This window comes from Shouchella rhizosphaerae (assembly GCF_900142675.1).
Taxonomy (GTDB): Bacteria; Bacillota; Bacilli; order Bacillales; family Bacillaceae_D; genus Shouchella; species Shouchella rhizosphaerae.
Map to the genome: position 1 here is coordinate 14148 of NZ_FRBS01000001.1, position 21486 is coordinate 35633.

Here is a 21486-nt window from a genome sequence, read left to right on the forward strand (position 1 = left end):
ATTTTAACGGACAGAAAGCTCTAATCGTTTCCTCAAATCGTACCATAAAGTTTTCAGCACGTCCTAAATGAATTCACCATTAACACGGATGGTTTGTCCCGTAACCCGCTCTGTAGTTGAAACGGAGAACTGTATCAAAGTAACGGCAAGTTTTAAAAATGCTCCCCTTTAAGTAAGCAAGTTTAATAAATAAACCGGCTACTTGCAGAGGAGCATACCAGTTATCGTGGATGCCGAATTTTTTGGTGTCCTTTACAAGGGTTTTACCACATCATCTGAATCCGTGGAGTAAGCCAGCTCTTTCTGTGCTTCCAGAGCGGCCAGTCTGTCCAAAAGGACTGTCCGGATTTGGTCATAGGCGTCACTGCCCAACGCCATACGTAGCGGGCCCTCTCCCTGGTTGACTCGGCCAATAATCTGCTGCGCCATTTTATCCGGATCGCCGACACTGGGGCTGAACAAATTTCCGAACTGGGTTTGGATAATCTTCAGCGAAAGAAATACTTTGCGAAGCAAATATGAACCTCAAAAAGTCAGCCACCTGGCTCTGGAAGTCAGGTGGCCAAGGCTGGCGGTTCAATGGATTTTTCCTTTTCATACACTAGATTTCCTGTAGTAATTTTCCTGTAGTAATGCTTTTAATCCTGCCGTATTTATTACATTCCATGGAGTATTTAATTCTGGTTGAAAGAAGAAATCGGCATAGGCCAATTGTTCTAATGTGCATCCAGTTTGAATCGCAAGGGAGACCGTATTAATAGTAGCAGTCAAATCAACTTTAGACATGATTTGTCCTCCTAAAATCTCTAAAGTTGTTGGATCGTAAACCAGCTTGAACATAACGATCGTCTCCGGAGAAAACAAGGGCGTCTCTTGTTCCAAGTAAACAGATTTTATTTCAATGCCAAGCTTTTTTGCCGTTTTATCATTCAAACCAGTTGTAGCGAAATAATAATCGAAGATATGCGCACCTGAAGAGCCTTGTACACCAGGAAGCGGATGAATGGCTTCGAATAAATTTTTTACTGCATAATGTGCTTGACGGCGCGCGTTGGTTCCTAATGAAACATTCATCCGCATTTTACCGGGATTGTACCAAACCGTTGTTGCATCCCCAATGGCGAAAATATCGGGATCGCTTGTACGCATGTATTCATCTGTTTTAATTCTGCCATCCGGCCATAATTCCACTGCGCCTCGCAACCATTCCGTGTTGGGACGATTACCGGCAGACAAGATGACTAAGTCAGCTGAATAGGTGCCTTTTGTAGTTACAACCTCGATGACTCTATCATTTTCATCGCCAACAAATTCGGTGATCGAGTTGCCTAGTACCAATTCCACATCTCGATCTTTCATTTCTTTTTCAAGTACATCCGTAAATTCTTTATCTAAATAGGAGCTTAAAGGACGATTGTTGATGTCCATTAACGTAACCTTTTTCCCTGATTCGGCAAATAATGAAGCTGCTCCAGTCCCAATGTATCCTGCGCCAACAATAACAACGTTTTTAATATTTGGATCTGCAGCATGTTTTCTCATATTAAATAGATCTTGTCGACTGCTCATCGTACCGATGTTTTTTAAATGATGTCCAGGGACAGGAAGAATAAAGGGCTTTGCACCAGGACTTAAAATGATTTTGTCATAACCCTCCTTGCGCGTTTCCCCTGTCGCATGATCGAATATTTCCACTTGGTGTTTGCCAGGTTCTACTTTCGTTATTTCAGTGTTGCTGAAGATGGTTACTCCTTGTTGTTGAATGGATTCAAGATCCTTGGCCGAAGTGGAGGAGAAGTCTCCTTTGTCATACCATTGAACGTTTACTTCTGGACACATCATTCGTAATGCCTCAACTGCTTCAATACCTCCATGGGATGCTCCTAAAACAATAGTTTTCATTATTACCTCTCCTTTAAATACATTTCTGTATCTTATTTTATAATTAGGATACACTATTGTATCTTAAAAGGTCAATTAGATACATATGTGAATCTTATTTATTTAAGATACAGTTTGGTGTATAATGAACGTACAAGGAGAGAAAGAATGATGACGGAACCAAATAAAAGCCGCCGCCGCGGCGACAAATTACAAAATGATATTTATGAAGCAACGTATCGCCTGCTGGAAACGGAAGGGTATAGTGCGATTAATTTTACGCGTATTGCTCGTGAGGCGAATACCAGTCGTTCAGTGGTTTATCGTTATTGGGATACCCCGTTTGATTTAGTGTTTGCCGCTGTCCGCCAACGGATGCAACAAGCAGAAGCGAGATTCGAGAATCTGGATTTTGACAGGGGCAGTCTCCGCGATCATTTAGTATATGTTGGTCAACATTTTATTTTGGAGTCCAACAATGGACCGTTTAGATTGTTTAAAATGCTGTTTTCCGAAATGATGAACCAGCAGGAGCGAGAACGGACAGGCCAGATGTTGGCCGAAGCAACGAAATCCAATATTAAGATTATGGATGACGTTCTTCAACGGGCCATACAACGGGGGGAAATCACAAAATTCCCACCTAAAGCGACCAAACTCATTCTTTTTGAGCAAATTCGCTATACGTTTATGCTTGAAAATGGATTGGTGTCGCCTCAAAAATTGGAAGAGATTGTTGATCATGTGGTGTTGCCGGCAATTTTATATTTTTCTAAACAGTGAATTCTCATCTGGAGTACGAATGTAAAATTACCGGTATAAGAACAAAATAAATACAACAGGACGAGGTTACAGTCGATCGATCGGCGGCCTTGCTCTGCTTATCGGCAGGATAACTTAATTTAGTTGATGGTGCCTCAATTTGGGGTGAGACATGAAGCAACTTAGTATCAATTCAGTTTGAAGTTTTAGGTCTATGGTGTTGGGAATGATTACGATTGTCGACTCATGATGAGCGTTCAGATTATCGTAACCGCAATTTTGCCACTCGGGTCAGGTGACAAGTGGGATAAAACAAGAGCCAACAACTGGCGTCGGTCGATGTCTGCTGTTACAATAGAATTACTGATTTTCAATGTAATGAGGTGACGTTAATTTAATGCCAACTGAAAAATACACGCCAACAGCAACGCCCAAATGGTTGGGCTATGCCCTTCAGTCACTCGTGTTCATGTCCGGCCAGCAAAAGTCGCATTGTGCCAGCAATGAAATTGCTGAACATGTTTGCAGTGAAGCCACGTTAACGCGCCGCGTCCTGTCCCGACTGGTCAAGGCGGGAATCGTTGAGGCAAGAGAAGGGCGAGAGGGTGGCTATGCCCTTCGCAGAAAACCGGAGGATATCTCTTTTGCTGATGTATACCGGGCGATTCAGGTGGTCGATCCGCTTTATACGGGTTTGCTTGATACAACCACCAGCGGGCCTTTTGCCCAAGAAACCCGGGAAATGTTCACTACCGTGATTAATGAGTCGGAAAAACAGTTAATTCAGGTTTTAGAGCGGCATACAATAGCGGATTTGATCAAGAAAATCAACGAGGGAAATTAAAATAACTTTAAACCCCAAACTGTGATTGACAAACACACAGTTTATGAATATAATGTAACTTGAGATATCTCAAGTTTTTTTACTTTAAACTGTGATTTTAAAAATCACAGTATGGAAGGGAGGATTCATTTGACTGACATGCAGGCTTTTTCCATACGAACGATTATCGGTCCTTTAATTGCCGTTGTCGTTGGCATGGTGATGGTCATACTGGACAGCACCATTGTCAATGTGGCTTTTCCAAAGTTTCAACAGGAGTTTGGGAGTACATTGGCTGTCGTGCAGTGGACGTTCACCGGCTATACCCTGGCGTTGTCTGCTGTCATTCCACTTGCAGGCTGGATGACGGACAAATTCGGAGCTAAGCGTATTTTTTTAACAACCGTTGCGCTCTTTACCTTGGGATCCGTACTATGTGGAATGGCGCAAACCATTGAGCAATTGATTATTTTCCGGATTGTGCAAGGTATTGGCGGAGGCATGGTAACTCCGATTGGCATGGCGGTGATATACAGGCTGACGCCGTCCCATAAGATAGGGGAAGTAATGGGTGTGCTAGGTATCCCTATCCTGATTGCTCCTGCGCTCGGTCCTGTATTATCGGGTTGGCTTCTCGATTATGTATCTTGGCAATGGATTTTTCTCATTAATCTGCCGATTGGCATTATAGCCATTGCGTTAGGGATGAAATGGTTGCCAGCCTTTCCGCAGGGTGAAGTGCCAAAGCTCGATACACTTGGCATGATACTGGCCCCGTTGGCTTTCTCGATGCTGGCCTTTGGAGTAGGCGAAGGGGCCGTAGACTGGACGTCCACCCGCACTGTGGTTGCCCTTACTGTCGGAGCCGCGGCATTGGTCGGATTGATTGTAACAGAGCTGCGGCACAGGCAGCCTTTGCTTGAATTGCGTGTGTTCAAATCTTCTGATTTCACACGAGGTATTCTGCTTTTATGGCTTGTGCAAATTGCATTGTTTGGCGTGATGGTCCTGTTTCCGGTATATCTCCAGACTGTTCGGGGATATTCGCCGCTTGATACGGGATTGATCATGCTTGCTCAAGCGGTCGGTTCGATCCTTTTCACGCCTGTTGGGGGGCGTCTGTTTGACAAGGTAGGCGCCCGTCCGTTGGCGCTGATCGGTTTAACCGCCGTATCGGCTGCGCTTTTCTGGCTATCGCACGTTTCACCGGAGGCTGGGCTGACGATGCTTTTGCTGCCCTTGTTTATGATTGGTTCCGGCATGGGGCTTATTATGATGGCGCTAAATACTCACGTCCTCAATTCCGCTCCGCTTGATCTCGTCGGAAGAGTTACTTCACTCACTACAGCAGCGCAGCATGTAATAACATCTTTCGCGGTAGCGGGGCTTACGGGATTTCTAGCCTTTCGAATGAATGAGACGACTATGAATGTGGAGTTACAAAGTATTGCCGCAGCTTACAGTGATACGTTTCTATTGACTGCAATATTGGCAGCCATAGGTATCGTTCTCAGTCTTACACTGCGGAAGCCACAGCTTCTTGATTCAGCCGTTCCGACACAAGGACATGATACCAATAAGTGAATAAAAGAGAGGAGTTGCTTGTCATGCAGACAACGACACAACAACAGATAGCCAGTTCCGCTACGATAGGTAGAACATTAATTGCGGGTTCTGCGGCAGGAGTGATTTCAGCCATTGTATCTAATCTGCTGGCCTGGGGAATTATCGCGGCCAATGATTTTCAATTCGAAATGTTGAATGGGTTTTCGATTACATTATCCGCATTTTTCGCTAATGTAATAGGGGCATTCATTTACCGTTTTTGGCAAAAGAGATCGTCCAGGGCAGTAATATACTATGCAATCTTGAGTTTGGCAATGGCTGTACTGATGACCATCAACACGGCCTCAAATCCGATGGAGCCTCATATTGGAACCGTGGCCAATCCCTTGCATTTTGCAGTCGCGTTATTATCGTTGGTGTTAATCCCAAAATTCATGCAGCGCCCTGCCGCGGCAGTGCCGCCAAAAGGTTAGCAGCCGGGCCGTGTGACGACCGAAAAAAACCTCATTCAGAACAATTCGCAAGGTCATAGATGCTTTCTACTTTGTAGGGAGCTTTTTTTATGTAATGGGTTTTTTGTCTCCACTACGATTTTTGTCAGATCATCTCTAGGTTAATAACTGTTTGATTTTTGCTATTTTTTCTTCTGCTTCAAGAGTGCCATCCATTATATAATCCGCATGTTTGCTGACGATCTCTTCATGTGTAATAAATAGCGGTCTTGCTTCTTCTAAATAACATTTAGCCCATTTTAAAATGTCATTCCCAGAGGAATTCGCAAAATCTCTCAGTAGATACCTTGCAAAGGTGATATCCAAGGGGGTTTTTATATAAATGACTTTATCTATGTACATACCCATTTGTTTGTTTTCATAACCGATTGGATAATCGAGAAAAATATAATCATATTTATCTTGTGCTTCCTTCAAGTCGTTTATCATCCTATCTAATCTATAAGCATTAAAATAATCAGCTGGTTTGTTTAGAATGTTTTTCATATCGGGGGCATTTTCGAATTCATAATGATCAAAGTAAAAAGCACATGCGCTCGGAAATTCCTTTACTAACTGATTAACCAAAGTCGTCTTTCCTCCAGCAGTTACTCCACTAATAGCAATAACTTCAGCACTCATTTACTCAACTCCATTCGGGATTATTTCAATGTTTTAAGGCAATATGAGCTAAATCTAATTAGGTACCAGCATATACCTAAGGCTCGTTTTCTGTTCATCATTCACCTCTCCATCCAAAATGGTAAGCTATATTGCACTTAATGTCACTTGCTAGACTTCCTATCTCTATCTACCAAACCATACTAAATAAAGCTTGCGCCTACAGTTACTGTAGGTATTACAATCAGGATAAAAGGAGGCAGTCAAATGGATGAAACCTATTCAATTGGTCAATGTTCGAAACTGACGGGCGTCCCAGTGAGAACGCTCCACTATTATGAAGAGTTAGGTCTTTTAAACCCACTTAGACAGGCAAACGGGCATCGGGTATATCAGATTGAGGACATGGTAGAATTACAGAAAATATTGAGTTTGAAGGCGCTTGGCTTTAGTCTAACCCAAATAGGTGAACTGTTGAAACTGCCAAAATTTGATCAATCTCTGGTTGAGACGTTGAGGTTGCAACAGCAAGCGTTTGAAGTAAAGCTTGTAAAGATAAAACAATCTCTTGAACTGATAAGCCGTATGATGGCAATCGTTCAGTCTGAGGATCAATTGGAGCATCCGCTATTGTTCAGTCTGATTCGCAATATGAACCAAGAAGATATGCAGCGAGAGTGGGTGGCGAACCATCTATCCGAGTATACAGCACAAACGCTATTTGATCGGTCAGCGGAAGCGTTAAAGAAAATGGATGCGGAAACGGTGCGCTTCTCCCGAGATGTGAAACGATTATCGCATGGTCCGAGCAATTCACAGGAAGCTGAGACCGTGATCGGTGCATACGTGAACTGGGCAATGACTTACATTGATCAGAAGGCAATCGACAATTTGAGAAACTTGGATGAGGAACAGCTTACCCAACTTGACCAATTAGTGGAGATGCCATTAAATGAAAAGGAGACAGCATGGTTGGATAAGGCATTGGCACATTATTTTTCTAAATATATGTTGACTGAGCAAGGCGAGCTAACAGCGAGTGCTCCTATTATTACCCGAGAATCATGAAAGTTTCGTAGAATGTGATCGTTCACTCACAATTAAACGGAGGTGCAAAATAGTGAAAAAAGAAAAGGTGGAACAACAATTCAAGGCATTATTCGAAGACGTCAAACAGCAAGGAAGTTTCAATGGTGTTGTTCTTGTAGCTGTTGGTGGGGAAGCAGTGTTATGTGAAGCGATGGGAATAGCAGAATACAAAAGCGGGGGCGCACGCGATTTAACAACGGACTCCATGTTTGAACTCGCTTCTGTATCCAAACCGATTACGGCTGTAGGTATTATCCGTTTGCAGCAACTGGGGCAATTGCACTGCGATGATCTGATCGCTAATTGGATTCCCGAACTGCCGTATCCAGGGATTACGATACGGCATCTGTTAAACCATACATCAGGCTTGCCTGATTACATGGAGTTATTTGCAAACGTGTGGGATCCTACGCGTTATGCTCGCAATGAGGATGTGTTGCAAATGCTGATTAAGCATCAGCCTGATCCGTTGTTCGCTCCTAATGACAGTTGGATGTACAGCAACACGGGCTATATTATGCTAGCTATCCTGATTGAGAAGATTAGTGGCAAGCGTTATGGCGACTTTTTGGACGAGCAGATCTTTCAACCGCTTGGAATGACGCGAACGAAAGTGTATAATCGCCGGGTGGATCCGGGTCCTGTGCCTGATGATTATGCTTGGGGATACGTCTATCGGATTGGACATGGCGGATATGTGCTGCCTGATGAAGTGCCTGAACTACATTACGTACACTATTTAGACGGCTTGCAAGGAGATGGAATGGTCAACAGTACAGTGGGCGATTTGTTGCGACTGGATCGAGCCTTGTATAATGATGAGTTTGTTCGTCCAATGCTGCGTCAACTCATGTTTTCGCCGGTGAAGATGAATAATGGCGAGACATTCAATTATGGGATGGGTTGGCTGATCGAGCGTGACGAGCAGCTGGGGCGTTTCGTCCACCATACCGGGGGATGGCCGGGCTACTCTACATGGTTTAAACGTTATATCGATCGAGATATGACATTGATTATGCTGCAAAACGGAGAGCGCGACCATGCTTATACGCAGCAACTAGTGAAGAGCATCGAACAGATTATGGCTGGAGAAGAATACGATGTACCGAGGCCTTTGGAGACAAAGAAAGTGATTCCGCTTGACCCAAAGAATGTGGAAACGCTGCTTGGTAAGTACAGATTTGCCAGCGAGACGGAAGGTTCCCTTGATGTAGACGTATATATGGAACAGGATAAGCTCTATATGAAGTTGGACAATGGAATGCGGTTGTCATTGCTGCCACTGACATCGACCCGTTATTATGAAGAACAGACGGCGACGGAGCTTGAGTTTCTTGACAGTGAAGATGGCAAGGGCATGCGTCTGATCTGGTATACAGAGGATGAGCCAGAAGTGGCTGAACGGGTCGGCTGTTGACACACTACGCTTTGTGAAAGAAATGACCATCAATGCTGCCGATTCCGAGCAATGATGGTCCGTTTTGGTGATTTTAATTACCATTCCTGAAGCAAGTGCTCCATGTTAATTTATCAATAGAAAGGAGTGTATGGACTAAATTTTCAAGTCTTAATAACCTTGATTGGAAAGAGAGTCAGCAAACTTCTTCACAGGATGAGGCACAGAGAGATAAAATTACTTCTAATCGTTAATAAATTATCGAAAATATGAGGGGAAAAATGGATATTGACAACAGGAGGTGTTATTTCAAAATGAAAACTTATTACTGTGGCTTAGAGGTTTCTTTAGATGTAATTGGAGGAAAGTGGAAGGCTCTCGTTTTATATTATTTGATAAAAGGCCCAAAGCGGACGAGTGAGTTAAAGAGACTGATACCAACTATTACTCAAAAAATGCTAATTCAAACGCTTAGAGAATTAGAAATGAGTGGGCTCATACTCAGAAAAATGTATAATCAAGTACCTCCGAAAGTCGAGTATTCAACTACTGAACTTGGTCAATCTCTTGAATCTATTTTGGAAGCACTTTGCAATTGGGGTGGGATTTATGCAGAGAGCTCATTCGCCCAAGATGAATTCGAAATTTTGCATATGGATTAAACGTATAACGCTGTACGAATGTCCCCACGAAAGGCGTGGGGACATTCTAGTCTTTATCTGAATTAACATTCATAAACCCAAGCCTAGGCTAATTTACAATAACCAATAATAACATTGTAGGATTTCTGGAGTGGATAAAGGTATTGAGCGAAGTGGCTCACCATAGTCCCAAAAATTTAGTTTTCATTTTTAATCAAGGAATGCGCGTGTATGACTACAATGAAAAACACAATTATTACTTTTTGGTTACTATATAACTAAAAAGTGTGTACTTTTCAATTTGACACGTTTGATTCATAATGACTCTTGTGCGATATAGGGAAGGAATGAGGTTTCAAAAACATGTTAAAGGGGTGTGCCTATGTCCACAAATCAAGTTATTCTAAATATCCGTTTCAAAATAAAACCAGGTAAGAAAGAAATTTTTCGCGACAGTCTCTTTGCCATGATTAACAATTTCAGAAACGAACCTACCTTCGTAACGGCCATCGTCTCCGATGATATCGATAATTCGAATGATCTTGTTATTTATGAAATCTGGCAAGGTACAAGAGATCGTTGGATACAGGAAGAATTTCCAAAGCCTTATCGCAAAGAATACGAAGAAGCTCTTACTAGTTTAATTGATGACAGAATTGTTAGCTGGCTTGAGCCTATCGGTGAATGGGGAAGCCAATTGACAAATGTTACTCGTTAAGTAAGACGTGATAATCCTAGTGGAGGCTTGATAAGCTCCCACTACCATTTTTATTTTTTGGTTGAAACAGCGGTTTTCTTGCCGCTGTTTTACGACAATCTGTTTGGAGAGTCGTTTGGATTAAGTCCTTGAATCCGCTAAAGATAACGTTCCACTGAGCTGTGTTGGGCAAGAGAGGCATGATCGTCCTTGCCTCGGAGAAAAGCAGTATCTAAACAGTAGATGGGGGAATGGCACAAAGCTAAACTTATTTTTAGTTCGGTGCAAAACAGCAGAGAGGAATGGGGCCTCGACAGTTCTTTATTTGTTTAATTATTGAATTGTAAAAAATTAAACTAAAGAAGCTTATTAAATGAATAATACAGAACAGATTGTAATGATTTTACACCTCGCTCATTCCAAAAAAGCTAAAATTTGACCATTATATCACATAAAAAGAATTGCAACTGATCCTTATCATTAAACCAAGCCTTTGGCATATAAATAGAACATTCTTGAAATATGGACTGCTGGCGCCGAAACATGGTACACTTTATACTAAGATTTTATTCTTTGCATAGCGAAAGGAGCTGTATTTAAATGACTGCAACTTTTGAGGTGTCCATTACTTAAAACTGAATATGGGCGTAATACTGATTTAATGGGGATAGTGCCCTTTTCTTCAGTATGCCAAAAAGTAACCTTTCGTGAATACTGAAGCGTTGGTCAAAAGCAACGGTAGCACACTCTAGGGTGTGTTATTTTTATGCAAAATTCTTGAATGGCCCGCAGCAGACAGCGATGAACGGTTGTTTGCTGCGGTATTTTTGCGTCAAGAAATTTTTTGATTTATGCGAGATAGATGTTTTTAAGGGCTTTTTTCGGCAAAATCCGGTCTCTGAATCAAGCATCAAAGCGATCCGGTTTATGCCATCAAAGTAGCCTTTGAAAGTGGAGAATGACTCATCGAGTGCTGGGACAGCTACCTTACTTTAAAAGGAGGCGGCATTTGTAGAAAATAGAGCGGAATATTTACGTAACAAGATGCTCAGCATGTTGCTTGAAAGTATGGGAAAGAAAAAAGGAGGAAAAGCCGATGAGCACAGCATTTCATGCGGCGATTAATACAGCCGAAAAATTATTGATTTCTAAAATTCCGGAATTATTTGGTTTGGAAGGTTATTCCTTTTCTCAAATTCCGCCCCATGATGGAGGTAGGAATTTAGTATACACATGCAAAAAGGCAGGTGAAAAGGAAAAAATGCTTAGGATCGCATTTTTAAGCGACAGAAAGAAGGAGGATTTTTTAAGCGAGCTGGAATATGTTCGCTATTTATACGATCACGGCGGCAGCGTTTCAAATGTCGTCGACTCCCAAAAAGGGAATCTAGTGGAAGAGATCGCATATGAGAACCAGACGTTCTTTGTCAGTCTGTTTGAACGAGCCAGAGGGAAGAAGCTCGCAGAAAACCATTATCGTTATCGGGATGGAGCGCCTATCGCTGAATACTTTTATAATTGCGGTAAAACGCTTGGTAAGCTGCACCACTTATCAAAAGAATATAAACCGGTCCATCGGAGGTACGATTTTTTTGATAAATATAATAGAGCATATATTGATCAATTGCTCCCGGATTCATTATCTCTGGTTAAGGAAAAACTGTTTCAGCTTCTGAAAACATTGGAGGGGTTGAACAGGAGTTCCGACCATTATGGCATGGTTCATTTTGATTATAGTGACGGTAATTATCACGTAGATTTTGAAAATGGCGATATTACTGTTTTTGACTTTGATAACTCTTGCTTCTGTTGGTATATGTACGATTTGGCGAATCTTTGGACGATTGGCGCTGGCTGGATTCGATTTGAAAAAGACAACAGCAAACGCAGGGAATTTATGGACGATTATTTTGAAAACGTTCTCGACGGTTACCGATCTGAAACGGAAATCGATGATTTTATGCTGGAGCAACTTCCTTTATTTATTCAAGCGATACTTATGGAAAATATGATAGACGCATTTGAGGTGATGCGAAACAATGGAGAAGAGGCAAAATGCGACGAAGAACTGTCGTACCTAATAAAATGCTTGGAAGAAGATATTCCATATAAAGGATTTTTCCATAAGATTTACTCATGCGAAGCGCCTTTTGAATATGAAGAACGTAAGATTTAAGGCGGCGGCTCTGTCTGTCCTTACTTCGCTGATGGGGGCCAACAAGGTAGCTAGCTAACCGAGAATGAATGGCATTCTTCGGGCAATGAAGTGGTTCATCCGTCATTATGGCGTTTACCCCATTGAAGGGCGATCCGGGCGACTTCTTGCCAAGAATCAAAGGCTTTGAGCGTTCCAGGCTTCATTTTCCAAACAACCCGTGGCTCTTTCTTGGATGTTTAACTGCACCGGGACGGGTGACGATATAATCAATATGCACATAATTGCTGACAGCCGTTTTCGGCTGATTGGGATGAAAGAGTGCTGTTTATAAATCAGCGCTGACATCGGTGTATCTCCTCCCGGCAGTCGTTCCAGATTTTGATCGAAGGCATCGCCGGAAAGGACACAGCTTTTCGGCATCGTTCAGTTTCATCTTGGTGTACTCGACAGCCAATTAACGATGTCCGTTCAATTTCTAGAAAGGTGATGTAACGGTGCGTATCGATGAGGTCGGCAATAATCGCAACCGTGGAATAGTATGCCGCGGCGGACATGATCAGGTCTTTGCTGGCCAGTCCGGCTAATCGATTGCCGAGGCCGTTTATCGCAACGCCAATCTCTTGACGGATGATAGTAGTAATGAAATCAATTTCCTGGGTGTAGACTTCGATGGACATCCCTTTTTGAATGAAAGCCCGTCTGAGTCTGCCATGCTGAAATGCTTGGAAGCCGCGTATTTCTTGAGTGAATCGTACTGTGATTTGGGCAACTTGACGGTGATCTTGTTCGTTTTTTCTCTTCTGGCCAATAGTATCTCCTTTCTCTAAGACTGTTGTATAGCGCCATTCGATTGTCGGAAGGAACTACTAAAAAATGCCAGTGGAAGTTCTGCTTTCATGCTGTTTTCTCGCAAAATGACATTTTGCTATTCCTGCCTGTACACTACTCCCAAGAGTCCCAATTGGAGGGCCTCTTGGAGAGTGGAAAATCTGAAAAGAATAATCAATGAGAAAAAAGATAGGCGTACATATTGGTTTCCTCCATGCTTGTTAGTTAAACCAATAAGAAAAGCAAGAGTATATGAGACTGAAAAAATGGTTACTTTTGGAGGGTTTATGACTTTCGATGTCGAATATTTTTGACAGAGGATACAATGATTCTAAGGAGTTTAATTCACAATGGAAAAAATAGATAAAATTATTAAGCACTATATTGAAAACCAAGAAGACAAAGTCGCTGAGAACGTAACATTTTTGCGAAATAATGTAATTGGTAAATCTAGCAATGAGATCGCTGAATTATTAGCAAATGTTGTACCGGAAGAGACGGGAGGAATAGTGGCAATTTCGGGATTTTATTATCAATTTCTGGTTGCGATTGAGTACATAATTGACATGCTTAAGGACAAGTGGGATTACATTTTTATAGAGCATCTGGATGATATTGTAGTTGGAAAAGATAATACGGTAAGGTTCGTCCAAGTGAAGACTAGCGAAAAAGTAAAAATGAACGCTACTTCCAGTCCCGCATCGGGCTTATACTATCGTTCACCAATAGCAGGAAGGACGGAAAAAAGAAACGATAGTTGGATTGACAAATTGTTATCCAAGGCTGAACTGCTCCAGCAAAAAGATGGGTATTTAACTCAGTTTCAGCTATATTCGAGTTACCATATTATAAAAACCAGAGATTTCGATTTCGATGTGTATACAGGCAACTCAAATTACGATTTGGACATAGCGGATACCGATCATTTGTTTTTAAAAGTCAGTGCTCCTGTATGTGATAAGAATGGAGAGGTTTATGATTATGAAACAAAATGTGGAGAAAAAACCAAGGAACTACTAAGAAGATTTTATTTGCATACCGGAACGGGACTTCAGAAATTAGAGGTGTTTGAGGATCATTTGTGTATGAGACTCAGCGAGTGGCTATTCCACGATGTTGGGGACAGGGTCAGGGTTCATCCAAAGGATCTGAACACTTTAATTGGTCACTTATGCACAAGATGTACATACAGAGATAGTGCGGAAAGGTTACTTATCACCAGGGATAAATTAGAAGAAATTTTGAGTGAAATCAGAACAAGATGTCTAGACGCAGTGGAGCAAACTACTGAAAAGCATGGTAACAAATCAACTATTTCTAGAGTTATTGATTCTATAGTTAGTAATAATGAAACCTGTGCTCATGCAGATGCATTCAAAGATAAATTATATACCTATCGTGAGTATCTTAAACAATGGGTTGATAATGGAGGCAATATTAGATCTCTGATTGAGCGCTATGTGGATGGTACTATTAAAAGCTCAGCTTATGTCAACTTGAATGAGATAAACAGGCAGCAAAAATTACTCGATTTTTTCAATATTGTGTTCATCATGATGATCGTCAAGGATTCCTTTCTAGAATTCACTGATTCAAATAACCTATTAACTAAGAAATGCACGGTTTCAAATCTTTTATTTTCATTCTTAAGCTTGGAATCAAGAAATAATTTAGAAGCAGGTTTACAGAAGCTTGAATCTATCATACAACAATCTGATACAAATGATCATCTTTACTTGTTGGATAAATCGCTTAGAATCGTATTTCAAAATTACGGGGACAGGAGATTTACAGAAACAGTTCGTCGTGAAATTAAAAGCTTCTCCGAGATTCAAATAGAAGGATTTGAAAATGAGCAACCTCTTAATAAAGTAACATATTATGTTGACATCATCCCAGGAACGGAAATGAAATTAGACTTCTCGGAAGCCTTGAATGAACAAGATTGTTTCCAAGATAAGATGCAAGAAATATGGAATAAGTATTGCAATGAGGTGAGATGATGGATATTTTTAACGCAACTCATAACAGGTTACTTGAAAATGGTTTTGAGGTATTCGACATCAAAGAAATCGAAAAATTAGGAGCCTCATTTTATAAATCTTCTATAAATAATGTGGTGTTAAAAAAACTGCATTATAGCAAGGAAATAAATTTGATAAAATCATTCTCAATGGAAATAAGATCGATTTTACTAGAGGGTAAGGAAAATATCTGGAATACATATTTGCTATTCTGCTTTGGCAGTGAAATTGATTTTGAAACAAACTATAAAATTGAACGAGACACTAAGGCGCTGCGTAAATATGCAATAAGTAGTGAATTAGACTTGAACCGAGTTCCCTTTTTAGACGAATTTAGGGTGATCAAAAAGCCGATTAAGAATGAAGTAACGTTAGAAGATGAAAGTATATATCTACAAGAAATCATTCATTTTCTTCAAGAAAGTGATGGGAAGCATAATAAATTGAGCCTAGATCAGTTGGATGTGTTGATGAATAAATTATTAAAGATGGTGGAGCAGCGCTATGAAAATAGATAAAATAACTCTTAAAAATTTCAGGAATTATTATGGGGAAGTTTCATTTGATCTAACGAGAAAAATAACCATTCTGCACGGAGATAACGGATTTGGAAAAAGTTCATTTTTTGACGCCATCGAGTGGTGCTTTACAAGTAAAATTTCGCGAATGAATGGCACCGATGCAGAAGTAAAGAGGGATATATTTAACAAACGGTGTAAATTTCAAGAGAATGAGATTTTATCAGTTTCTATTGAATTCGAAGGAAACACATTAACCCGATGGTTCAATGTCACTGGAAATATTGATCATGGAAACGACTATGGGAATACGCAGGTTTCCTTGAGTAGTAGGGATGGAAAGCTATATCGAGGGCAAGTAGATGTTGAAACATTCTTAAAACAAGGGACTTTAGATCAGACAAGTTTTGGACGCGGTAATTATGGACAACTAATTAAACAGACATTTATATTATCTCAAAGCCAAGTCGCAGATTTTGTTACATCAGAAGAACCTTCTGAACGATTCAGAGCGTTAGCGGACATTATGGGGTTTAGGGCTTTACTAAATGAGTCTGATAACATGAAGAAAATACATACTTCTTTAATCAAGCAATCTGAGGTTATACGTAATCAAATTATCTCACTTGAGAATTCGATAAAGGGAAAGGAAGAGGTAAAAAAGGAAGTCGATATTTTTGAGTTTAATAAGAAACTATACGACATTGGTATTACTGAACTAGATAGCGATCTGGATACTCAAATTGCTCAATCAAACAGGCAGGCACTGGCTGATAAGATTAACGCTGAGGAATTTTTAGAACTTTACGAGGTGATGAATCTAGAGCGTTTCTATACTGTCAGCATAATTGTAAATCAAATTTCTAAGAAAGAATCAATTCATGAAAATTTGGAGACCCGAAGAGAAGAAATAAAAGAATTCTTGAAGAAAATAAATCAGAGAACAAGTTCCCTTATAAAAGAAAGGGAGAACATTCAGAAGTACAATCAAACGCGAACAATTATTCAAGAAAAGGAGCAAGAGTTAGCTGCTTATGACATGAATTCCATAGACTTAAATAAAGTCAGAGAGAACCTTAGCGTTTTACGAAAGCAGGCTTCTTCCTTAGAATTTGCGTTGTCTTTTCAGACTACAATAGAACAAAATCTAGAACAACAAAAAAAATTGCCCGCTAACCGGGAACTTTCCATAAAAAAAGAGGCAACTCTGAGAAAGAGAAAAGAAAAGTTGTTGGTTTTGAAAGAAAAACTATCTTTTGTAATACAAGAAAATAAGGATAATTTACTACTTCAACTTATTGCAAACATAAAAGATATAAAGGGTTACGTTGTTGCAAATAGCTTGGAGAAATGCCCGGTGTGCTCTTCTACCCCTGAAGAAAACCTGGAGTCTTGCATTGATCATAATATTCTTTTATATACAACAAAGTTAGAAGAGGATACTTCTTACGTAAGTAAAGCCATCTCATTAAATACCAAGATTTCGAATAAGTTAGCTAAAATAGCCGAGCGAATCAACGAAACGAACAATAGCATTACTAAAATGAATTTAGAGCTAGATCGTTTAAAAGAGGAGTACAACAACTACAGAAACAACGATTTGTTTTCTGAAGAACTGAGTCAAGCTGATACTGCCGATTTAAAAGACGAGTTAAGTAAAGTAAGAGAGGAAATTATTTTACAGCAAAAAATCATTGAATTAATAATCTCTCTTGAAAAACTTAAAGAAGAATTGAAGGATTTAGATAGCGAGTCTTCTTCAAAGAAAATAAAAACAGAAAACGAGGTAGAACAGTCGATTGAACGAATGACAAGAGCGAGCGATAGAGTAGTAAAACATCGGAACCAAATAGAAAGTAATATTCAAAAACTGTATTCTGAAATTCAGGATGACCACATTATTTTAAAGCGTCTGCAATCATTTTTAAAGCCTGAACAATATGATATTCCACTTCAATCGTTAATTTCAAAAAATAAAAATATGATATCCAGTAATGAAAGGAAGATAAGCAGACTATCGGATATAAACCAAGTGCAGTATGTAATTAGGCACAATCAGGAAATTCAAACTCAAATTCAAGAAGTCAAAAATACAGTTGAGGATCTTAATAACAAAAAAATTGAAATTGATAAGATTGCTGATTCCCTGAAAAATTACAAAATGAAGTTATTTGATTTCTTCGATTCTGATACAAAAGATTATTTAAATGATAGTAATTCTCCTATACAGAAGTATTACAGGTATTTAAATCCGCTTCCATCTAATAATCTAATTCAATTCGACGGGGCAGATGAAAAACTGTCTATTAAAGTTGTTTTTGAGGATAGATTCGAAGAAAGTAATGCTCAAAATATTCTGAGTTCCGGGCAACTAAACGTACTAGCGATTTCTATTTTCTTAGCAATTAATGAAGCTCAAAATATCAATGCTCTCGATTTCATTGCAATTGATGATCCCATTCAAAATATGGATGATGTAAATCAATACTCAATTTGCGATGTGTTGGGTCAGATTGATAAGCAAATTATTTTCTCTACTCATGACCTAGACTTTGTAAAACTATTTCTGAAAAAGAATGAATATAAAAAAGATGATATGCAAGTTTTTAGTTTTACAAGCCCGTTTCTTACGCAGAACAAAATACAGCAGATACTTTATGAGTGAATTTTTTACTCTCCAATCTCTGTTCATTGTTGCGGAAAAAAAGTTAGTTTTGGGCAAAAAAGCAACATTATGATCTTCACCAGATCTATAAAGGTAAAAAGATTTCGTTACTTCTACAACCATTCTTGTCACCTTAAAAGGAAGGTAGTCACAATCTCGATTTTGAGTTGCAAGGGAATAGGAGTCGTAAGAAGAGTGCTGGCAGCCCCCCCACTAATCCAACTCCCTATTTTTCCCCGGCTTTGCGGCATACAATTTCCGGTACGTCTCTGGCGTCATCCCTTCTTTCTGCCGGAACGTGGCGACGAAGTGGCTCGCATCGCGAAAGCCGACCGCTTCTCCGATGCGGCGAACGGTCCAGTCGGGACGGGAAGGAAGCCATTCTTTTGCTTTGCGGAGCCTTAATTGGATCAAGTAAGCGTATGCGGTCTGGCCGAATAGATCGCGAAAGCGTTCGTTCAGTTGCCGTTTCCCGATGCCGAGCTGTGCCGCCATCTCCGCCAATCCGATTTCTGGGTTGGCGTATTCTTGTTCGAGCCAGTGAAGCAAGTCTTGGACTCGGTCTAGTCGTTTGGAGATAGGCGGCCGTTTATCGGTGCGGGCTTCTGTTCGAAGCAACGTCAGAAAGCGGTATAAGTCGGCGGAGTAGCGCCATCCCGACGGATCGCCGCCAGATTCGGCAAAGGCAAGCAAGCTCTTCATTTGGCCGGTGATTGGATCGTGGCCCGCTCCCCACTGAAAGTGTTCAATGATGCTCCAACCGAGTGATTGGACGATGTTCCCAGCCGTGCTCCCGTGAAACGTAATGTAACCGGTTTGCCAGCTGTCGCTTCTTGGCTTGTAGTGGTGGGGTGTGCCTGGCGCGAGGAGAATGCCTGATCGTTCTGGCATGTTCCAGGTGCGCCCGTTCATTGACAGTTCGCCTTCTCCTGCCAGCGTTTGAAGCCAATGGTAACATGGGTACCCGTGTGGCCTTGTTACCGGTTCTTGGTCATATTGAATGCCGATTGTCTCTAGCTGCAAGGGCAACAGCTCCGATGGGGTGGCAGGGACGGCTCGACGCATCTTACATACCTCCATATTCTTATATCCATGTACATCAATTTTATATTGGATCTAGTGATTACAACACATATGATTAAACTATTAAATGCAGTTTTATCATATATGGTGAGGTGTGGCAAGATGATTAATGCGAAAAAACCGAAGATTTGGTTCGGCGGTGATTACAATCCTGACCAATGGGATTCATCGATTTGGGATGAAGATTTACGCATGTTTAAACTGGCGGGAATCGACGTGGTGACGCTCAATGTGTTCGCTTGGGCAAAAAACCAACCGGATGAGAATACATATGACTTCGGCTGGCTTGATACGATGATGGATAAGCTGCATGAAGACGGGATTGGCGTCTGCCTTGCGACGAGCACGGCCGCCCATCCGGCTTGGATGGCGCGCAAGTACCCTGATGTGCTCCAAGTCGACTTTTACGGGCGCAAACGAAAGTTTGGCGGACGTCATAATTCTTGTCCGAACAGCCCGACTTACCGCAAGTATGCAGTTCGCATGGCAGAAAAGCTTGCCGAGCGTTATAAAGATCATCCGGCTTTGCTTATTTGGCATATTAACAACGAGTATGGCGGGGCAGGCAATTGTTACTGCGACAATTGTGAAACCGCTTTCCGGGAATGGGCGAAGGCGCGTTACGGTTCCCTTGATGAAGTGAATCGAGCATGGAATACCGGATTTTGGGGGCACACGTTCCATAGTTGGGAAGACATCGTTTTGCCGAGCGGACTGAGCGAGGAGTGGCCAGGTGCGAACGGGCGGACGGAGACGAATTTCCAAGGAATCTCCCTCGACTATATGCGCTTCCATTCCGACAGTTTGCTCGAATGTTACAAGCTGGAATACGAAGCAGTCAAAAAGCATACGCCGTCCATTCCTGTCACGACGAATCTGATGGGCGCCTTTAAAAAACTAGACTACCATAAATGGGCAAAGCATATGGATGTCGTATCATGGGACAATTATCCACGGTTCGATACGCCTCACAGTTACACGGGGATGATGCACGACTTGATGCGCGGTTTGAAGCACGGACAGCCGTTCATGCTGATGGAACAGACGCCAAGCCAGCAAAATTGGCAGCCGTACAACTCGCTAAAACGTCCTGGTGTCATGAGGCTATGGAGTTACCAAGCAGCGGCGAGGGGCGCCGATACGATTCTGTTTTTCCAGCTTCGCCGCTCAGTCGGCGCCTGCGAGAAATATCATGGTGCCGTGATCGAGCATGTCGGCCATGAGCATACGCGCGTCTTTCGAGAATGTGCCACACTCGGGCAGGAGCTCGGCAAGCTTGGAAATACGCTTTTGGATGCTAACGTTCAGGCGAAAGTCGCATTGCTGTTTGATTGGGAAAACTGGTGGGCGGTCGAAATGTCCAGCGGCCCGTCGATCGATCTTCGCTATGTGGACGAAGTCCATAAATATTATGATGCCCTTTACCGTTTAGGCATCTCGGTGGACGTCGTCGGCGTCGATGCCGATTTCAGTAGGTATGATCTTGTCATTGCCCCAGTGATGTATATGGTGAAAGCAGGTATAGCTGACAAGCTAGAAAAATATGTACATGGCGGCGGCTCCCTCATCACAACCTTCTTCAGTGGCATCGTCGATGAAAATGATCTTGTCAAAACAGGCGGATATCCTGGCGAACTGCGGAAACTGCTTGGCATATGGGCGGAGGAAATTGACGCCTTGCTTCCGAGTCAACGTAACCGAATTGTCCTCTCAGATCAAGCTCCCGGATTAAAATCGGAATACGAGTGCGGCATTCTTTGCGACTTGATCCATTCAGAAGGAGCAGAGGTCAAAGCGGTGTACGGCGACGATTTTTACCGAGGCATGCCGGTTCTGACCGTGAACAAATTTGGGGCAGGCCAAGCCTGGTATGTGGCGACTAGCCCAGAAGCGTCGTTCCTGCAAGATTGGTTGTCTCAGCTATGCTCTTCCATTGGCATTCACCCTCTCATTAACGAGATGCCGGTAGGAGTGGAAACGACGCTTCGTTCAAAGGAAGGTCAATCGTATCTCTTCGTACTTAATCATAACGAGAACCCTGTCAACATCAAGCTTGGCGAACGTGCTGGCGTTGAGTTGCTGAGCGGCCGCACGCTAGATGGTGAACAAGAGGAGCTTGCTGGCCGTGATGTATGGATTATTAAACAGAAACCATAATTTCTAGTGTGTAAACCTCTTGTGCTCTAGCATTGCAGGACAAGGAACAAGCATTAAAAGAAAGAATGGGAGTAGAGATCAAGTCT

At 41.6% G+C, this 21486-nt stretch carries 18 protein-coding genes; 13 read left to right on the forward strand and 5 right to left on the reverse strand.

Annotated features, from left to right (window positions below):
* Positions 1-252 precede the first annotated feature (252 nt).
* Both BUC05_RS00155 and BUC05_RS00160 read right to left on the reverse strand, forming a co-directional pair.
* Entirely contained in the window at positions 253-516 is a 264-nt protein-coding gene (locus tag BUC05_RS00155; RefSeq protein WP_035204335.1) for a Rossmann-fold NAD(P)-binding domain-containing protein, read from the reverse strand.
* A 78-nt stretch (positions 517-594) separates the two neighbouring features.
* Complete coding sequence (locus tag BUC05_RS00160) at positions 595-1902, reverse strand: FAD-dependent oxidoreductase (protein WP_063608250.1); 1308 nt, start codon at positions 1900-1902, stop codon at positions 595-597.
* Between the two features lie 147 nt (positions 1903-2049).
* On the opposite strand from BUC05_RS00160, the gene BUC05_RS00165 reads away from it, so the two are divergent.
* The 4 genes from BUC05_RS00165 (at position 2050) to BUC05_RS00180 (ending at position 5505) form a co-directional block, all read left to right on the forward strand.
* A complete protein-coding gene (locus tag BUC05_RS00165; protein WP_235360739.1) occupies positions 2050-2664 on the forward strand; it encodes a TetR/AcrR family transcriptional regulator in 615 nt (204 codons plus the stop codon).
* Between the two features lie 376 nt (positions 2665-3040).
* Positions 3041-3487 carry an RrF2 family transcriptional regulator gene (locus BUC05_RS00170; protein ID WP_011246241.1) on the forward strand — a complete coding sequence of 149 codons (447 nt, stop codon included), beginning with the start codon at positions 3041-3043 and terminating at the stop codon, positions 3485-3487.
* Positions 3488-3625: 138 nt separating this feature from the next.
* The gene (locus tag BUC05_RS00175) at positions 3626-5050 is read left to right on the forward strand and encodes an MDR family MFS transporter (RefSeq protein WP_244153282.1); all 1425 of its coding nucleotides are present in this window, start codon (positions 3626-3628) and stop codon (positions 5048-5050) included.
* 23 nt (positions 5051-5073) lie between these two features.
* Positions 5074-5505 carry a hypothetical protein gene (locus BUC05_RS00180; protein ID WP_073303760.1) on the forward strand — a complete coding sequence of 144 codons (432 nt, stop codon included), beginning with the start codon at positions 5074-5076 and terminating at the stop codon, positions 5503-5505.
* A 135-nt stretch (positions 5506-5640) separates the two neighbouring features.
* On the opposite strand, the gene BUC05_RS00185 is transcribed toward BUC05_RS00180, so the two are convergent.
* Entirely contained in the window at positions 5641-6165 is a 525-nt protein-coding gene (locus BUC05_RS00185) for a nucleoside/nucleotide kinase family protein (RefSeq protein ID WP_073303763.1), read from the reverse strand.
* Positions 6166-6411: 246 nt separating this feature from the next.
* Between BUC05_RS00185 and BUC05_RS00190 the strand changes: the two genes are divergently transcribed.
* From BUC05_RS00190 to BUC05_RS00210, 5 genes are all read left to right on the forward strand, one after another.
* The gene (locus tag BUC05_RS00190) at positions 6412-7212 is read left to right on the forward strand and encodes a MerR family transcriptional regulator (RefSeq protein WP_073303766.1); all 801 of its coding nucleotides are present in this window, start codon (positions 6412-6414) and stop codon (positions 7210-7212) included.
* 52 nt (positions 7213-7264) lie between these two features.
* Positions 7265-8650 carry a serine hydrolase domain-containing protein gene (locus BUC05_RS00195; RefSeq protein WP_073303769.1) on the forward strand — a complete coding sequence of 462 codons (1386 nt, stop codon included), beginning with the start codon at positions 7265-7267 and terminating at the stop codon, positions 8648-8650.
* Between the two features lie 293 nt (positions 8651-8943).
* Positions 8944-9291: a winged helix-turn-helix transcriptional regulator gene (locus BUC05_RS00200; RefSeq protein ID WP_035204350.1), complete on the forward strand. Its 348-nt coding sequence runs from the start codon at positions 8944-8946 to the stop codon at positions 9289-9291.
* A gap of 361 nt (positions 9292-9652) precedes the next feature.
* The gene (locus BUC05_RS00205; protein WP_035204352.1) at positions 9653-9988 is read left to right on the forward strand and encodes a putative quinol monooxygenase; all 336 of its coding nucleotides are present in this window, start codon (positions 9653-9655) and stop codon (positions 9986-9988) included.
* A gap of 1075 nt (positions 9989-11063) precedes the next feature.
* Entirely contained in the window at positions 11064-12143 is a 1080-nt protein-coding gene (locus tag BUC05_RS00210) for a phosphotransferase enzyme family protein (protein WP_170969649.1), read from the forward strand.
* Positions 12144-12457: 314 nt separating this feature from the next.
* Here BUC05_RS00210 and BUC05_RS00215 read toward each other — a convergent pair whose 3' ends face one another.
* On the reverse strand, positions 12458-12802 hold the full coding sequence (locus BUC05_RS00215) for a hypothetical protein (RefSeq protein ID WP_051881210.1): 345 nt from the start codon (positions 12800-12802) through the stop codon (positions 12458-12460).
* A 501-nt stretch (positions 12803-13303) separates the two neighbouring features.
* Here BUC05_RS00215 and BUC05_RS00220 point away from each other — a divergent pair.
* Genes BUC05_RS00220 through BUC05_RS00230 form a run of 3 tightly spaced genes read left to right on the forward strand, consistent with a single transcriptional unit; the run spans position 13304 to position 18160 of the window.
* Positions 13304-14956 carry a dsDNA nuclease domain-containing protein gene (locus tag BUC05_RS00220; RefSeq protein ID WP_051881211.1) on the forward strand — a complete coding sequence of 551 codons (1653 nt, stop codon included), beginning with the start codon at positions 13304-13306 and terminating at the stop codon, positions 14954-14956.
* A complete protein-coding gene (locus tag BUC05_RS00225; RefSeq protein WP_073303772.1) occupies positions 14956-15495 on the forward strand; it encodes an ABC-three component system middle component 1 in 540 nt (179 codons plus the stop codon). Before BUC05_RS00220 ends, BUC05_RS00225 begins: the two co-directional genes overlap by 1 nt.
* On the forward strand, positions 15482-18160 hold the full coding sequence (locus tag BUC05_RS00230) for an AAA family ATPase (protein ID WP_035204353.1): 2679 nt from the start codon (positions 15482-15484) through the stop codon (positions 18158-18160). The genes BUC05_RS00225 and BUC05_RS00230 overlap by 14 nt, the downstream gene beginning before the upstream one ends.
* Before the next feature lie 213 nt (positions 18161-18373).
* Here the strand turns inward: BUC05_RS00230 and BUC05_RS00235 are convergent, their stop codons facing one another.
* Entirely contained in the window at positions 18374-19225 is an 852-nt protein-coding gene (locus tag BUC05_RS00235) for an AraC family transcriptional regulator (protein ID WP_035204355.1), read from the reverse strand.
* Positions 19226-19345: 120 nt separating this feature from the next.
* On the opposite strand from BUC05_RS00235, the gene BUC05_RS00240 reads away from it, so the two are divergent.
* Positions 19346-21400, forward strand: coding sequence for a beta-galactosidase (locus BUC05_RS00240; RefSeq protein ID WP_035204357.1), 2055 nt, complete (start codon positions 19346-19348; stop codon positions 21398-21400).
* Positions 21401-21486 lie beyond the last annotated feature (86 nt).

What these genes read in the sequence shown, in the direction of transcription:
- BUC05_RS00160 (WP_063608250.1), bottom strand. Translation starts at nt 1,902, where the DNA reads ATGAAAACTATTGTTTTAGGAGCATCCCATGGAGGTATTGAAGCAGTT.
- BUC05_RS00165 (WP_235360739.1), top strand. Translation starts at nt 2,050, where the DNA reads ATGATGACGGAACCAAATAAAAGCCGCCGCCGCGGCGACAAATTACAA.
- BUC05_RS00170 (WP_011246241.1), top strand. Translation starts at nt 3,041, where the DNA reads ATGCCAACTGAAAAATACACGCCAACAGCAACGCCCAAATGGTTGGGC.
- BUC05_RS00175 (WP_244153282.1), top strand. Translation starts at nt 3,626, where the DNA reads ATGCAGGCTTTTTCCATACGAACGATTATCGGTCCTTTAATTGCCGTT.
- BUC05_RS00180 (WP_073303760.1), top strand. Translation starts at nt 5,074, where the DNA reads ATGCAGACAACGACACAACAACAGATAGCCAGTTCCGCTACGATAGGT.
- BUC05_RS00185 (WP_073303763.1), bottom strand. Translation starts at nt 6,165, where the DNA reads ATGAGTGCTGAAGTTATTGCTATTAGTGGAGTAACTGCTGGAGGAAAG.
- BUC05_RS00190 (WP_073303766.1), top strand. Translation starts at nt 6,412, where the DNA reads ATGGATGAAACCTATTCAATTGGTCAATGTTCGAAACTGACGGGCGTC.
- BUC05_RS00200 (WP_035204350.1), top strand. Translation starts at nt 8,944, where the DNA reads ATGAAAACTTATTACTGTGGCTTAGAGGTTTCTTTAGATGTAATTGGA.
- BUC05_RS00205 (WP_035204352.1), top strand. Translation starts at nt 9,653, where the DNA reads ATGTCCACAAATCAAGTTATTCTAAATATCCGTTTCAAAATAAAACCA.
- BUC05_RS00210 (WP_170969649.1), top strand. Translation starts at nt 11,064, where the DNA reads ATGAGCACAGCATTTCATGCGGCGATTAATACAGCCGAAAAATTATTG.
- BUC05_RS00215 (WP_051881210.1), bottom strand. Translation starts at nt 12,802, where the DNA reads ATGTCCATCGAAGTCTACACCCAGGAAATTGATTTCATTACTACTATC.
- BUC05_RS00220 (WP_051881211.1), top strand. Translation starts at nt 13,304, where the DNA reads ATGGAAAAAATAGATAAAATTATTAAGCACTATATTGAAAACCAAGAA.
- BUC05_RS00225 (WP_073303772.1), top strand. Translation starts at nt 14,956, where the DNA reads ATGGATATTTTTAACGCAACTCATAACAGGTTACTTGAAAATGGTTTT.
- BUC05_RS00230 (WP_035204353.1), top strand. Translation starts at nt 15,482, where the DNA reads ATGAAAATAGATAAAATAACTCTTAAAAATTTCAGGAATTATTATGGG.
- BUC05_RS00235 (WP_035204355.1), bottom strand. Translation starts at nt 19,225, where the DNA reads ATGCGTCGAGCCGTCCCTGCCACCCCATCGGAGCTGTTGCCCTTGCAG.
- BUC05_RS00240 (WP_035204357.1), top strand. Translation starts at nt 19,346, where the DNA reads ATGATTAATGCGAAAAAACCGAAGATTTGGTTCGGCGGTGATTACAAT.